The sequence below is a fragment of the Pseudomonas putida W15Oct28 genome (genome assembly GCF_000708715.2).
Lineage (GTDB): Bacteria > Pseudomonadota > Gammaproteobacteria > Pseudomonadales > Pseudomonadaceae > Aquipseudomonas > Aquipseudomonas putida_R.
The window spans coordinates 126,412-141,920 of sequence record NZ_JENB01000003.1; the positions used below are offsets into that span (position 1 = coordinate 126,412).

11 protein-coding genes are annotated in these 15,509 nt (G+C 64.7%); 8 read left to right on the forward strand and 3 right to left on the reverse strand.

What is annotated here, in order from left to right:
- Positions 1–96: 96 nt before the first annotated feature.
- From AK81_RS03000 to AK81_RS03030, 7 genes are all read left to right on the forward strand, one after another.
- Positions 97–1,890, forward strand: a complete 1,794-nt coding sequence (locus tag AK81_RS03000; RefSeq protein WP_043196671.1) for an ABC transporter ATP-binding protein — start codon at positions 97–99, stop codon at positions 1,888–1,890.
- Complete coding sequence (locus AK81_RS03005) at positions 1,884–3,641, forward strand: ABC transporter ATP-binding protein (RefSeq protein WP_043196672.1); 1,758 nt, start codon at positions 1,884–1,886, stop codon at positions 3,639–3,641. Before AK81_RS03000 ends, AK81_RS03005 begins: the two co-directional genes overlap by 7 nt.
- Positions 3,641–4,582: an ABC transporter permease gene (locus tag AK81_RS03010; protein ID WP_043196673.1), complete on the forward strand. Its 942-nt coding sequence runs from the start codon at positions 3,641–3,643 to the stop codon at positions 4,580–4,582. Before AK81_RS03005 ends, AK81_RS03010 begins: the two co-directional genes overlap by 1 nt.
- Complete coding sequence (locus AK81_RS03015) at positions 4,579–5,520, forward strand: iron chelate uptake ABC transporter family permease subunit (RefSeq protein ID WP_043196675.1); 942 nt, start codon at positions 4,579–4,581, stop codon at positions 5,518–5,520. The genes AK81_RS03010 and AK81_RS03015 overlap by 4 nt, the downstream gene beginning before the upstream one ends.
- Positions 5,517–6,293, forward strand: coding sequence for an ABC transporter ATP-binding protein (locus tag AK81_RS03020; RefSeq protein ID WP_043196676.1), 777 nt, complete (start codon positions 5,517–5,519; stop codon positions 6,291–6,293). The genes AK81_RS03015 and AK81_RS03020 overlap by 4 nt, the downstream gene beginning before the upstream one ends.
- Complete coding sequence (locus AK81_RS03025; RefSeq protein WP_043196677.1) at positions 6,290–7,279, forward strand: siderophore ABC transporter substrate-binding protein; 990 nt, start codon at positions 6,290–6,292, stop codon at positions 7,277–7,279. The genes AK81_RS03020 and AK81_RS03025 overlap by 4 nt, the downstream gene beginning before the upstream one ends.
- Positions 7,280–7,396: 117 nt before the next feature.
- The gene (locus AK81_RS03030) at positions 7,397–9,640 is read left to right on the forward strand and encodes a TonB-dependent receptor (RefSeq protein WP_043196678.1); all 2,244 of its coding nucleotides are present in this window, start codon (positions 7,397–7,399) and stop codon (positions 9,638–9,640) included.
- A gap of 141 nt (positions 9,641–9,781) precedes the next feature.
- On the opposite strand, the gene AK81_RS03035 is transcribed toward AK81_RS03030, so the two are convergent.
- From AK81_RS03035 to AK81_RS03045, 3 genes are all read right to left on the reverse strand, one after another.
- Positions 9,782–11,275: an aldehyde dehydrogenase gene (locus AK81_RS03035; protein ID WP_043196679.1), complete on the reverse strand. Its 1,494-nt coding sequence runs from the start codon at positions 11,273–11,275 to the stop codon at positions 9,782–9,784.
- A gap of 184 nt (positions 11,276–11,459) precedes the next feature.
- Positions 11,460–12,842, reverse strand: a complete 1,383-nt coding sequence (locus AK81_RS03040; RefSeq protein WP_043196680.1) for an aspartate aminotransferase family protein — start codon at positions 12,840–12,842, stop codon at positions 11,460–11,462.
- A gap of 41 nt (positions 12,843–12,883) precedes the next feature.
- On the reverse strand, positions 12,884–13,726 hold the full coding sequence (locus AK81_RS03045; protein ID WP_043196681.1) for a LuxR C-terminal-related transcriptional regulator: 843 nt from the start codon (positions 13,724–13,726) through the stop codon (positions 12,884–12,886).
- A gap of 282 nt (positions 13,727–14,008) precedes the next feature.
- On the opposite strand from AK81_RS03045, the gene AK81_RS03050 reads away from it, so the two are divergent.
- Positions 14,009–15,391: an APC family permease gene (locus AK81_RS03050; protein WP_043196682.1), complete on the forward strand. Its 1,383-nt coding sequence runs from the start codon at positions 14,009–14,011 to the stop codon at positions 15,389–15,391.
- Positions 15,392–15,509: the final 118 nt, after the last annotated feature.

Below are 15,509 nucleotides of genomic sequence, written 5' to 3' on the forward strand. Positions count from 1 at the left end.
CTTTGTGAAGACAGTCTTGTAGCTGTCTTGTCGGGTTTTCGCAAATTAGTTTATAGTCATGCAACTAATTCATTTGCAGCTTTTCAGGCCCGCTTCATGTCCGATTCATCAACGCCCCTTGACGATGCCGCCCCTTCAACCAGCAAAGCCCGCAGCCCGCTCAGCCGTGTGCTCTCGCCCATTCGCGGGCGGTTGGCGCTGTCGGCATTTCTGGCCGCTGTAGGTTCGATGCTGGCTTTGGTACCGCTGGCAGGCATTGCGCACATCGCACACCTGGCCTTGAGCGAAACCGCCACATCGGGCGCCATTGGCCGGGCCATCGCAGCCAGCATCGCCAGCCTGTTCACCGGCATGGCCCTGATCACCGCGGCCGAAATGCTGGCGCACCAGGCCGACAACCACATCACCCACCACTTGCGCGTGGCGATCGGCCAGCGCCTGATGCAAGTGCCACTCGGCTGGTTCAGCGAGCGGGCATCAAGCGAAGTGAAACGGGCCATGCAGGACGACATCGGCACACTGCACAGCCTGACCGCGCACTTTTTCACCACGCTGGGCCGCGCCGTGGGCGCCGTGCTGATTTCCGTGGCCTACCTGTTCGCCATGGACTGGCGCCTTGCCGTGGTCGTGCTGCTGCCCTTCCCGGCGTTCTTCCTGTTTCTGCACCGGGCCATAAAGGCCAGCGCAGCGCATATGGGTGATGTGGTTGCGGGCATGGGGCGCATCGACAACGCGGTGGTCGAGTTCGTCAATGGCATGCCGCTGGTCAAGGCATTCGGCGGGCGCGGCAACGCGCAGGACCGCTACCGTGCAGCGGTCGATACCTTTGCCGACACCTTCACCGGTTTCACCCGCCCACTGGTGGCGGCGATGGCACGGGCCAATGCCTTGATCGCCCCGGTGACGGTACTGGGCATCGTGCTGCTGGCAGGCATGGCGTTCGTGGCCCTGGGCTGGATAGAGCCGCTACAGATACTGCCCTTTGCCCTGGTCACACCTGGGTTGTGCGCGCCGCTGCAGTTGTTGCACTACATCACCCACGACCTCAACAACGCGGTGGGGGCGGCCCAGCGGGTGCAGGCCCTGCTTGACACCCCGGTGCTGCCCGCCCCTGCGGTTGGCAGCCTGCCCAACGGCAGCGAAGTGCGCGTAGAGCATCTGAGCCATGCCTACGCCCCCGGCAACAACGTGCTCAATGACGTCAGCTTCACCTTGGCCCCCGGTACCACCACCGCCATCGTCGGCCCCTCTGGTGCCGGCAAGTCGACCCTGGCGCGCCTGCTGCTGCGGTTCTTCGACCCCGACGCCGGGCGCATCACCCTGGGCGGCGTCGACCTGCGGCAGGTCGAGAGCCGCGAACTGCACCGACGCATCGGTTTCGTGCTGCAGGAGGTGCGGCTGATCCATGCCAGCGTGGCCGACAACATCGCCCTGGGTAAACCCACTGCAACCCGCAAAGAAGTCGAAGCGGCTGCGCGCCTGGCCAACATTCACGCACGCATCCTGCAACTGCCGCGTGGCTATGACTCGGTGGTGGGCGAAGACGCGCAATTGTCCGGGGGAGAAAAGCAGCGCCTGAGCATTGCCCGCGCCGTGCTGCTCGACCCGCCCGTGCTGGTACTGGACGAGGCCACCGCAGCCGCCGATGCCGAAAGTGAGGCGGCGATCCAGGATGCCCTGTCGCGTTTCGCCCGGGATCGCACCCTGCTGGTCATCGCCCACCGGCTGGACACGGTGATGCATGCCGACCAGATCCTGGTGCTGGACCAAGGCGCCCTGTGTGAACAAGGGCGCCACAGCGAATTACTCACTCGCCAAGGCCTTTATGCACGGCTGTGGGCGCAGGGTGGGTATCAGGACACCGAAAAAAAGGCGCTGCCAGCATGCTGAAAACCTTCGTTCGACTGCTGGGCGAAAGCGCCCCGGCCTGGCGCCGTTACCTGCTGATGACCGTGCTTTACGGGGTATTCAGTGGCCTGACCATCAGTACCCTGGCGCCGATCATGCTGCACCTGCTGAACAGCGAAATACGCGCTGCCAGTGCCTGGCTGGCCGTGCTGGCCGCCGGCATGACGCTGTGCTGGGCCTGGCGACATCGGGTGGAACAGGCCGGCATAAGCTTGGCGGCAGCGGTGCTGCAAGGCGGCCGTCAGCACATTGGCGCCCAGGTGGCACAGCTGCCACTGGGTTGGTTCACTTCCGACAACACTGCCCGGCTCGGGCATGTGATCACCCAGGGCACGATGGCCGTGGCCCAGTTGCCGGCCCATGTGCTCACGCCCTTGATCAGTGGCAGCGTCACGCCGCTGGTGCTGGTGTTTACCCTATTCATCCTGCACCCGCCGATGGGCCTGATCGCCCTGCTGGCGCTGCCGGCGCTGGCCGCAGTACTGCTGTTCAGCGCACGCCTGGGGCGCCGCGCCGATCAGGCCTTTCACCAGCACTTCGCCGCCGCCAGCCAGCGCATGGTGGAGTTCGCCCAGGCACAGTCGGTGCTGCGGGCCTTCAATGGGGCTGGCGGTGGCACGCGGTTGCTGGCGCAAAGCCTGGAGCGCCAGCGCAGCAGCGGCATGGGCCTGATCATTCGTGCTTCGCTGTCAGCACTGCTCAACAGCTGGGCCGTACAGGCAACGTTCGCCGCGCTGTTGGTGGCCGCGGGCCTGTGGTTCGGTAACCAGGCGGGTGGCCCGGCGCAGGGCGCAGTGGCGGTGATCGTGGCACTGGTGCTGGTCTGCCGCTTCATCGATCCGCTGCAGGACGTGGCCAGCCATGTCGAGATCCTGCGCGGGGCCCATGGCCAGTTGCAGGAAATCGAACGGATCCTGGCAGCCAAGCCATTGCCAGAACCCGCCTCGCCTCAGCGGCCACTGGGCAGCGCAATCGACCTGCAAGGGGTGAGCTTGCGCTATAACCCCGCCGGGCCCGACGTGTTGCAGAACGTGAACCTGCACATCCCGGCAGGCAGCATGACCGCCGTCATCGGCGCCTCGGGTTCGGGCAAGACATCGCTGATGCGCCTGATTGCACGATTCTTCGATACCACCGAAGGCAGTGTGCGCATTGGCGGCGTCGACGTGCGGCACATGGCCCGCACCTGCCTGACCGACACGGTCAGCCAGGTGCTGCAGGACACCTGGCTGTTCCAGGGCAGCATCGCCGACAACATCCGTATCGGCAAAGCCGGTGCCAGCGACGCCAAGGTGCTGCAAGCTGCGCACATGGCCGGCTTGGCGCACACCCTCGAACGGCTGCCCGAGGGCCTCGATACCGCCGTGGGCGAAGGCGGTGCGCGGCTTTCCGGTGGCGAGCGCCAGCGTGTGACCATTGCCCGTGCGCTGATCAGGCAAGCGCCAGTACTGCTGGTGGACGAAGCCACCGCCGCCCTCGATGCCGAGAACCAGGCCGTAATTGCCCGGACGCTGCACAGCCTGCGTGGGCGTTGCACCTTGGTGGTCATCGCGCACCAGCTCAGCACCGTGGCCATGGCCGACGATATCGTGGTGCTGGACGCCGGGCAGGTTGTCGAGCAAGGCGCACCGGCCACACTGCGCGCCAATGGCGGGCACTATGCACGCATGCTCGAACAGCGCCACGCCGCCAGCGGCTGGCGCATCGGGGCAGCGAGGGTGGAACACGACTGATGCGTGTTGCATGGCTCATCCTGTTCCTGCTGTTGTGCGCGGCCTCACTGGCGGTCGGCGTTCGTGAGCTGGCCTGGACCCAGTTGCTTACCCTGCAAGGCGACGCCTGGCTGACCCTGACCGCAAGCCGCCTGCCACGCCTGGCCGCATTGATACTGGTGGGTGTCGGGCTGGCGGTATGCGGGGTGATCCTGCAGCAGATCGTGCGCAACCGTTTCGTCGAGCCCGGCACCACCGGCGGGCTCGATGCCGCGCGCCTGGGCATCCTGCTGTCGCTGGGCCTGGCGCCCGCGGCCGGGGCACTGCTGCGCATGCTGTTTGCACTGGCCGTGTGCTTTGCCGCCAGCCTGCTGTTTGTCGCCATCATCCGCCGCATACGCGCCCGCAACGCAGTGCTGGTGCCGGTCATTGGCCTGATGTACGGCGGCGTGCTGAGTGCGCTGGCCGAGTTCTACGCCTACCGCTTCAACCTGCTGCAAAGCATGCAGGGCTGGTTGTTGGGTGATTTTTCCAAGGTGGTGCAGGGCCGCTACGAAATCCTCTACCTGATCGTACCGATCGTGCTGCTCACCTACCTGTACGCACAACGCTTCACCGTGCTGGGCATGGGCGAAGGCATGGCCACCAGCCTGGGCCTGAACTACACCGCCAACGTGACATTGGGCCTGCTGCTGGTGGCGGTGACGGTGTCGGCCAGTGTGATTATCGTCGGCGCCGTCCCCTTCGTCGGCCTGGTGGTGCCCAACCTGGTCGCCCTGCGTCATGGCGACAACCTGCGCCGCACCCTGCCACTGGTGGCACTGGGCGGTGCGGCGTTGCTGCTGGTCTGCGACCTGCTCGGGAGGCTGCTGATCTACCCGTTCGAAGTGCCCATCGGCTTGACTGCAGGCGGCCTGGGCGGGCTGATCTTCCTCGGGCTGATCATCTGGAGGCAGCGATGAAAGGCCGACACTGCGTGTGGCTGGCCGTGGTCGCCCTGGCCACGCTGTTCGTGTTCGTCAACGCCGGGGCGGACTTCGCCTACCTCATCCCCAAGCGCCTTGTGCGCCTGGCGGCCATGGTGATCGGCGGCGTGTGCGTGGCCTGCTCCGCCATTGCCTTCCAGACCCTTTCCGGCAACCGCATCCTCACCCCGGCGATCATGGGCTACGAGGCCGTGTACCTGCTACTGCAGGCGCTGCTGGTGCTGGGCATGGGCGTGCAGGGGCTGACAGTGCTCGGCAGTGACGGCAACTTCCTGCTGTCGGTGCTGCTGATGCTCGGTTACTCCTGGGCCCTGCACCGCTGGCTGTTTCGTGACGGCAAAAACAACGTGTACTTCCTGCTGCTGGTCGGCCTGGTGCTGACCATGGTCATGGCCACGTTCACCCAGTTCGTCCAGCTGAAAGTCAGCCCGGGCGAGTTCTCGATGCTGCTGGGCTACACCCAGGCTTCGTTCAACCGGGCATCGCCGCAGTTGCTGCTGTATTCGGCGGTGCTGGTGGCGGGCTTGTGTGTGCTGCTGGCCCGGACGGTGCCAGTGCTGGACGTGCTGGCACTCGGGCGCGACCAGGCCATTTCGCTGGGCGTGGACTACCGGCGCAACGTGCGCCTGCTGCTGGCGCTGATCGCAGCGCTGGTGGCGGTGTCGACCAGCCTGTTGGGGCCCACGGCATTCATGGGCGTGTTCGTCGCCAACATCACCTATGCCCTGGCCGGCACCTTCCGCCACCGGGTCACCCTGGCCCTCGGCAGCGCCGTGGCCATTGCCGTGTTCATTGCCGCCCAGTTGCTGGTCGAGCATGTCTTCAACTACAGGACCACCGTCGGCATCCTCGTGAACCTGGTGTGTGGCACCTACTTCCTCGCCCTGATGGTGCGCAAACGGGGAGCCGCATGATTACTGTCCACAACCTGCACAAAACCTATGGCAGCAAGGCGGTGTTGAGCGGGGTAAGCGCCAGCTTCCCGCGCGGGCAGCTGACCTCGTTGATCGGCCCCAATGGCGCCGGCAAGACCACCTTGCTGATGATGCTGGCCCGGCTGCTGGCGCCTGGCAGCGGAGACATACGCCTGGACGGGCAAAGCATCGACAACATCGCTATTGGCGACTATGCCCGACGCGTCGCCACCCTGCGCCAGTCGGTCGACTTCAACCTGCGCCTGACCGTCGACGAACTGGTCGCGTTCGGCCGCTTCCCCTACAGCCGCGGTGCGCTCACCCGGGAAGACCAGGTGGCCATCGACCAGGCCATCGCATTCCTTTCCCTTCAGCCATTGCGCCAGGCCTACCTCGATGAACTCAGCGGCGGCCAGCGGCAAATGGCGTTTCTGGCCATGACCATCGCCCAGCAGACCGACTACCTGCTGCTCGACGAGCCGTTGAACAACCTCGACATGCGCCACGCCGTGCAGATCATGCGCGCCCTGCGCCGGCTGTGCGACGCGTTCGGCCGCACGGTGATCCTGGTGGTGCACGACATCAACTTCGCGGCCGCCTACTCCGACTGCATCGTCGCCATGCAGGGCGGCCGGGTGCATTGCAGCGGCAGCGTCGAGCAGGTGGTCACCGAGCAACAGCTGCACGCGCTGTACGGGCTGGATTTCGAAATCACCCACGGCGCGCGCGGCCGCCTGTGCAACTACTTCAACCCACCCGGAGAACAGCAATGAACCGCAACCACCCCGCCAGCGGCTGGCCATTGGCGCTACTGCTAGGCGCCACCCTCGCCCTGCACGGCTGCAACGAGCCCACGGCAACCACGGCGGCAACGGTGAAAACCGCGCAGCATGGCGACTACATGCCGGTTACCGTGCAGCACAAGCTGGGCACCACCGTGATCAGTCAACTGCCACAGCGCGCGGTGGCGCTGGACATGAACGAAGTGGACTTTCTCGACCAACTGGGCGTGCCCGTGGCGGGCATGCCCAAGGACTTCGTGCCGCACTTTCTTGCACGCTACAAGGATGCCGGGCAAACGGCAGATGTCGGCTCGATCGTGCAACCCAACCTGGAGCGGGTGCATGCGGCGCGGCCTGACCTGATCCTGATCACTTCGCTGCAGGCCAACCACTATGGCGAGTTGAGCGAAATGGCGCCGACCCTGCACTTCGATGTGGACTACCGCGACAGCGAAGCCGGGCATGTCGGCCTGGTCAGGCAGCACCTGCTCAGCCTTGGCCAGGTGTTTGGCAAGCAGGCCCTGGCCCAGCGCCAGGTTGACGCACTGGAGGCCAGGCTGGCCCAGGCGCGCAACGTCACCCGCGACCGCCCGGAGCGGGCCTTGGTGGTGCTGCACAACAACGGCGCCTTCAGTGCCTTCGGCGTGCAATCGCGTTACGGCTTCATCTTCAACGACCTGGGCGTCAAGCCGGCCACCACCACCCTGGATACCGGCCTGCATGGCCAGCCGATTTCCAGTGAGTTCATCCAGCAGGCCAACCCCGACATCCTCTATGTGGTTGACCGCACCGCCGTGATGGAGCACCGCCCGATGATGACGGCAGACACCCTGGACAACCCCCTGCTGCGCCAGACCAACGCCTGGAAGCACGGCCGCGTGGTGTTCGTCGACCCACAGGCCTGGTACGTCACGGCCGCCAGCCCGACCTCACTGGCCTTGATCGCGGATGACGTGATCAGGGGGTATCAGGACTAGACACTGCCTTTTTGCAAATGCCCGCCACTGCGTTAGCACGTGATTCTCGTTTGCCTTACGTCTTCGCTTTTTAAAACCAAAAACACAACCAGCCATCTGTCCCTCTGGAGCCATCGCGTGTCCATCCGTCCCTTGCACACTCTCTCGTCCCCTGCCCTGGCATTGCCTGCGTTGCCGCGCACCCCGCTGGCACATGCTGTATTCATTGGCCTGGCCCTTGGTAGCTGCACACTGGCGCCAATCGCCGCACACGCCGATGCAGCCAACACCCTCCCCCACGAGGCCGCTGAAGAAAAACCCGCCGCCCCGGAACTGCCCGCCACCCTGATCGACGCCCAGGCCAGCGCTGCCGATGCACTGCCACCGGTGTATGCCGGCGGCCAGGTGGCGACTGGCGGGCGCGTGGGCCTGCTGGGCAACAAAGACTTCATGGAAACGCCGTTCAGCACCGTCAGCTACACCGACACCTACATCCAGGACCTGCAGGCCCGGGACATCACCGACGTCATCGCCGCCACCGACCCGTCGGTATTCAGCAACGGCCTGACCGGCACCTACAGCGAGAACTACTCGATTCGCGGTTTCCAGACCAGCGTCAGCGACATGACTGTCGATGGCCTGTTCGGCATGGCACCCTACTACCGCGCCTCACCCGAGATGTACGAGCGCATCGAAGTACTCAAAGGCCCATCGGCGCTGCTCAACGGCATGCCGCCGGGCGGCTCGGTGGGCGGTGTCGTCAACCTGATTCCCAAGCGCGCTGGCGACACGCCGCTGACCCGGCTGACCGCCACCTACGCGTCCGACGCCCAGCTTGGCGGCCATGTGGACGTTGGCCGGCGCTTCGGCGAGGGCAACCAGTTCGGCGTGCGCTTCAACGGCATGTACCGCGACGGCGACACTGCCATAAACGATCAACGCCAGCGCAACGTGCTGTCTTCGCTGGCCCTGGACTGGCGTGGCGAACGTGGCAAGCTGTCGCTCGACCTGTTCGATACCGACGACCACATCAGCGGCCAGAACCGCGGCATGGGCCTGGCCGCTGGCGTGCCAGTGCCCAGGCCACCTAAGAATGACACGCTGCTCAACCCAGACTGGGCCTATGTGGAAACCAAGGACAAGGGCGTCATCCTGCGCGGCGAGTACGAGCTGAACGACCAGCTGCTGGCCTATGGCGCGGTCGGCACCAGCAAGACCGACTATCGCTACAGCGGCGCCCTGACAGCCACGGTGAACAACAGCGCCGGCGATTTCACCACCGCGATGGGCCAGTTGCAGATGGAGATCCACAAGACCTCTGCCGAGGTCGGGCTGCGTGGCCATTTCGACACCTTCGGCATCGGCCACCAATGGTCGGTCAATGCCACCCAGTACAGTGACACGCAAAAGGACTTCGGCCGCCGCGCAGCCGGCTCGAACTGGACGACCAATATCTACAACCCGGTCTGGGGCCCGAAAGTGTCAGAGGCCTGGCCACTGATTGCCCACACGGAAAACGACCTGAAAAGCTATGGCATAGCCGACACCCTGTCGGTGCTGGATGACCGTGTGCAACTGACCCTCGGCGTACGTCGCCAGGAAGTGGTCACCGACACTTACAACATGAACACCGGCGCGCGTAACAAACCCGGCTACGACACCCACGCCACCACCCCCGCCGGGGCCATTCTGTTCAAACTGACCGATGAGCTGTCGCTGTACGCCAACTACATCGAAGGCCTGAGCAAAGGCGTCATCGCGCCCATTACCGCGAAGAACCGTGGCGACGTGTTCGCGCCGTACAAATCAAAACAGAAGGAAATCGGCCTCAAGCTTGACCTGGGCACGTTCAGCCACACCCTGGCGCTGTACGAAATCAAGCGCCCGGGCAGCAACACAGACCCGGTCACCAACATCTTCTCGTTCGGTGGCGAGCAGCGTAACCGTGGGGTGGAATGGAGCTTCTTCGGCGCCCCCCTGCCCGACGTGCGCCTGATGGGTGGCGTGGCCCATGTCGACCCCAAGCTGACCAAGACCGCAGGCGGTGCCAACGATGGTAAGACCGCCACCGCCTACCCCAAGCTGCAGGGCAAGCTGGGCATGGAATGGGACATCCCCGGCCTGGACGGGCTGACCCTGACCGGCAACGTGACCTCGCAGTCCAAGCAATACATCAATGCCGAGAACAGCCTGTCGATTCCGGGTTACACGATCTTCGACGTTGGCGCCCGCTATGTGACCCAGGTCGCCAGCAAGCCGGTGACCTTGCGTGCGAACATCGCCAACCTGGGGGACAAGGACTACTGGGGTGTGCCGCTGACCCAGACCCTGGGGCTGGGGGCGCCGCGGACTTATCAGCTGTCGGCTAGCATCGACTTCTAACCGAGCCCGTTGCGGCGCCTGACAGGGCCTCTTCGCGGGCACGCCCGCTCCCACAGGTATTGCACCGTTCTCAGGTGCAGTGCGATTCCTGTGGGAGCGGGCGTGCCCGCGAAGCAGGCGACGCGGTTTATGATCAAAACATCAGCCGCGCAACTGGTACCAGGTGGTCTTGAGCTGCGAATACTTGTCGAACGAATGCAGCGACAGGTCGCGCCCGAACCCTGACTGCTTACCCCCGCCAAACGGCACCGTCACATCCAGCGCATCAACCGTATTCACCGACACGGTACCGGCCTTCAAGGCCCGCGCCACCCGGTGCACCTGGTTGAAGTCATCGCTCCACACCGAGGCTGCCAGCCCATAGACGCTGTCGTTGGCCAGGCGCACCGCTTCTTCTTCCGTGTCGAAGGCGCTGACTGCCAGCACCGGCCCGAACACCTCCTCCTGCGCCAGGCGCATGCGGCCATCGACACCGGCAAAAATGGTTGGCTCGATGTAGTTGTTTGAACCCTCGATGGTCAGGCGCCGGCCGCCACACACCAACCGTGCGCCCTCTTGCCCGGCATGCGCAATGGCGGCCTCGATGCGACCGGTTTGTTCGGCATCGACAATGGCACCCGCACGGCTCGCCGGGTCCAGCGGGTTGCCGGGCAACCACTGGCGGGCTTTGGCTTGCAGGCGCTCGACAAATTCGTCATGGATGGAGCGCTGTACGTACAGCCGCGAGTTGGCCGAGCACACTTCGCCCTGGTTGAAGAAAATACCGAAGGCGGCCTTTTCCGCTGCCAGGTCCAGGTCCTGGCAGTTTTCGAACACCAGGTTGGGGCTCTTGCCGCCGCACTCCAGCCACACCTGCTTGAGGTTGGACTGCGCCGAATACTGCATGAAGTACTTGCCCACCTGGGTGGAGCCGGTGAACACCAGGCAGTCCACATCCGGGTGCAGGCCCAGCGCCTGCCCAGCTTGCTCGCCCAGGCCCGGCACCACGTTCAGCACGCCTTCCGGCACGCCAGCCTCCAGCGCCAGCTGGGCCAGGCGCAGGGCCGAGAACGGTGATTGTTCGGCAGGTTTGAGCACCACGCTGTTGCCGGCAGCCAGCGCCGGGGCGAGCTTCCAGGCGGCCATGTCGAGCGGGAAGTTCCATGGCACCACGGCGGCGACCACGCCGAGGGCTTCGCGGGTGATGGTGGCCAGCGCATTCGGCGCAGTGGGCGCCACCTGATCGTAGAGTTTGTCCAGCGCCTCGCCGTACCAGGCGAACACATGGGCCGAACCCGGTACGTCGATGTTGTAGGCGTCCATCACCGGCTTGCCCATGTTAAGCGAATCCAGCAGGGCCAGCTCCTCGCGATGGGCCATGAGCAGCTCGGCCAGGCGCAGCAGCACTTTCTTGCGCTCGCCCGGGGCCATGCGCGGCCAGGGGCCTTGTTCGAAGGCACGGCGCGCGCTGGCTACCGCAAGGTCGACCTCGGCCTGGCCGCAGGCGGCGACCTGGGCCAGTACGCTGTTGGTGGCGGGGTTGATGGCGGCGAAGGTGGCGCCATCCTGTGCGTTGACGGGTTTGCCGTTGATCAGCGCCTGGGATGGCAGGTACAGGTCCGAGGCGCGTTGTTGCCAGAATTCGAGGGTGTACATTTGTACTCCAGGCGACCGCCGTGGCGGTCATTGTTGCGGAGGTAACAGGTACCACACAGTCCGCAAGTGCGCCGCGCTCCCTCTGTGGGAGCGGGCATGCCCGCGAATCAGGCGACACGGTGGATGGCACCGGCTGCGCCGGTGTTCGCGGGCACGCCCGCTCCCACAGGGAAACAGGTGGCCCTTAGAGTTTGCCGACCAGGCGGGCGGTGCGGTCCACGGCAATGCGGGTTTTCTCCACCAGCTCATCCAGCTCGCTGTGGTTGGCGATCAACGCCGGCGCCATGATCATCCGCCCCAGGGTCGAGCGAATGATCACCCCTTCCTCGAAACCAAAGGTGCGGCATTGCCAGGCCAGGTCGTTCTCGTTGGCAAAGCGTTTGCGCGTCGGCTTGTGCTCGGCGAACTGCAACGCTGCCACCAAGCCGGCGCCCTGCACCTGGCCGATCAATGGGTGGTCGGCGAACACCTCACGCAGGATGCGCTGCAGGTAGGGCCCGGTGTCATCCTTCACCTGGGTGACGATGCCTTCGTCGCGCAGTGCCTTCAGGTTGGCAATGGCCACCGCCGCCGCCACCGGGTGGCCGGAATACGTCAGGCCGTGGGCAAACACACCGCCCCGCTCCACCAGTGCCTCGGCAATGCGTTTGCTCAGCACCAGGCCACCCATGGGCACATAGCCGCTGGTCAGGCCCTTGGCAATCGACAGGGTGTCGGGCTCGAAGCCGAAGTATTCATGGGCAAACCACTCGCCGGTGCGGCCAAAGCCACCAATCACCTCATCGGCGCACAACAGCACGTCGTACTGGCGGCAGATGCGCTGGATTTCCGGCCAGTAGCTTTCAGGCGGGAAGATCATGCCGCCTGCGCCCTGGAACGGCTCGGCGATAAAGCCGGCCACGTTCTCGGCGCCCAGTTCGAGGATCTTTTCCTCCAGCTGCATGGCGCAGCGGCGGCCGAACTCGGCCGGGGTCAGTTCGCCACCCTCGGCGTACCAGTACGGCTCGTCGATGTGCGCCACATCCGGGATCAACCCGCCCATTTCGTGCATGAACTTCATGCCGCCCAGCGCCGTGGCCGCCAGGGTCGAGCCGTGGTAACCGTTCCAGCGGCCGATCATGACCTTCTTGTTCGGCTGGCCGACCACTTGCCAGTAGCGGCGTACGGTACGGATCAACACTTCGTTGGCTTCAGAGCCGGAGTTGGTGTAGATCGCGTGGCTGTAGTGGCCGGGCAGCAGGCTGAACAGCAGTTCGGACAGCTCGATCACCGCCGGGTGGGTGGTGTGGAAGAACATGTTGTAGTAGGCCAGCTGGTCCATCTGCGTGGCGGCGGCGACAGTCAGGTCGCGGCGCCCGTAGCCGAGCTGGGTGCACCACAGGCCAGACATGCCATCCAGGTAGCGCTTGCCCTCGCTGTCCCACAGGTGCAGGCGTTCGCCACCGACGATCACCCGTGGCCCCTCGGCATTCAGCGCCTTCTGGTCGAGGAAGGCATGGATATGGTGCGCGGCATCGGATGCCTGGTAGTCGCGGGTCTGGCGTTGCGGGGCGAAAGGCGCATTCATTGTTGGTTTTCCTTTGCGGTGGGGTTGCAGGGTGGCTGCGCTCAGCGCAGCTTGCCCATGTAGCTTTCCAGCGGGTCCTTGCCCAGCACGCCCTGGGCATTGGCCAGCGCGTCGATGAACAGGGAAAACAGCTCGGACTGGGTGCCGATGTCGAGCTTGGCGTAGACGTTCTTGCGGTGCGACTTGATGGTGTCTTCCGACACCCCCAGGCGCTCGGCCAGCGACTTGGTCGAGTGGCCACGCAGAATCAACTGGGCGATACGGCACTCGCGCTCGGTCAGCAGCGAGCTGCCAAAGTTGTTCAGCGCGGCGTGGATGCGTTGTTCGAGGATGTTCTCGAAGCGCCCGGCGCGGCTGTCCAGCCCGGCAAAGTGCTTGCTCAGCACCGCCAGCACCCAGGGCGTGATGCGCCCGAACTGCTCGCGGGTGTGCGCATCCAGCTTGTCGGTGAATGCCAGCGACACCGCCAGGCTCTGCCCCGGCGCAACCTGCAGGATGTAGTTGAGTTCATCCTCCAGGTGCGAGTGCCGGTAGAACGACTGGTAGTACTCGCTGACCTCGAAATGGTCGGGTGCCACTTCGAACAACCCATAGCAACCCGACTCGACCTGCTCCACACACGCCCCGTAGAACGGGTCGAGCAGGTAGAAGCCGGACAAGTAGCGGCTGACATTGCCCTCGGGCTGCCAGGGCGCCTTGTCGTCCTGCTCGAACAGCGCACAAGGCATGCCGTCGTGCGGGTACAGGTACACCGTGGTCGCCTGGATCGGCCGGATCACGCCAAGTGCGGCAAACAGGTTGGCGGCAAAGCCCGGTCGGCCGATGGCCTCGGTGACCTTGGCCAGGTGCTCGAACCACTGTTCTGAAAGCAATTGATTAGTCACTGTGGGCCTGCCGTTTCTATTCAGTGGCACCGCCGCCAGTGCGGTGCGTTGTTGACCAGATACTCCCACGCCGCTGCAGACGCCGAAATCACCCTTTGGGGTGAGCCGGACAAGGGCTTCACCCACTCACCCCAAAGGGTGATTCCGGGTACCTGCAGTGTGTGGGAGCATCAACCCGCCCCAGCGCTGCGAGCCTTCCGCTCGACCTCCTTGCACTTCACCCACCGGTAGCGAGCCTGCTCGCGTACTGCGGTGTCCTGCATCCTTTTCCAGGAGTTAGCAATGCATACAACAACAAGTACAGCCCATAGCCCCTCCCCGCATGCACCCTCGCAACCCGGCGCCAGCACCGGCCGCTTCCGCAAGTCCATGGGGCTGACCGCCCTGGTACTGTTCGGCCTGGCCTACATGGTGCCCCTGGCCGTATTCACCACTTACGGGCTGGTCACCCAGATGACCAAAGGGCACCTGCCCACCGCTTACCTGCTCACCCTCGCCGCCATGCTGCTGACGGCCTACAGCTACGGCCGCATGGTCCAGGCCCACCCCTATTCCGGCTCGGTCTACACCTACACGCGCAAAGCCTTCGGCAGCAGCATCGGCTTTATTACCGGCTGGACACTGCTGCTCGACTACATCTTCCTGCCGCTGCTCAGCTACCTGCTGATCGGCATCTATATGTCGGAATACTTCCCGGCCATCCACGCCTGGGTGTGGGTGGCAGGCTCCATTGCCCTGGTCACCTTCCTCAACCTGATCGGCATCGAGTCCATCACCCGGGTCAACTGGATTCTGGTGGTGGTGCAGCTGGTGTTCATCATCGTCTTCGTCGCCCTGTCCGTTCTCAAGCTCAGCGGACAGGCGGAGCCGGTGTCGCTGTTGGCACCCTTCCACCACGAAGGCTTCAGCGTGCCGTTGGTCATGACCGGTGCCGCCGTGCTGTGCCTGTCCTTCCTGGGCTTCGATGCCGTGTCGACCATGGCCGAAGAAACGACCAACCCGACCTACCGCATCCCGGTGGCGATCCTGGCCGTTTCGCTGATCGGCGGCTTGCTGTTTTTGGTGGTGTCGTACTGCGCGCAGATGGTGTTCCCCGACTGGGGCAGCTTCGCCGACCCGGATTCGGCCTCCGTGGACGTGATGCGCCGTGTGGGCGGCGAGTTGCTGGTAACAGCCTTCACGGCCACCTACGTGGCCGGCTGCTTCGCCTCGGCGATGGTGTCCCAGGCCAGCGTGTCGCGCGTGCTGTTCGCCATGGGCCGCGACGGTGCATTGCCGCGGGCATTCGGCCAGCTGGTGACGAAAAAACGCGTGCCGGCCACTGCCATCCTGGTGGTCAGCCTGCTGTCGCTGATCGCCCTGGTGATCACCCTCGACACCGTGGCCAACATGATCAGCTTTGGCGCGCTGTTCGCCTTCTCGGCGGTGAACCTGGCGGTGGTCAAGCACTACCTGGTCGACCAGAAACTGCGCGGTGGCCGCAACTACCTGCTGTACGGCGCCATTCCCGGCCTGGGCTTTCTCAGCACGCTGTGGCTGTGGAGCAGCCTGACCAGCCTGTCGTTCACCATCGGCCTGTGCTGGATGGGCATGGGCCTGGTAGTGCTGATGGGGCTGACCCGCGCGTTTCGGGTGAAGCTGCCGGAGTTGCAGATGGCGGAGTGACACCCGAATACGTGCGCGCCCTGACATCTGGGTGATAACTGGTCGTTATCACCCGATCCGCATTAATCATTATTCAGCCCCCCGTTCGCCGCCTACAGTCCCAGCACAACGACTGTCA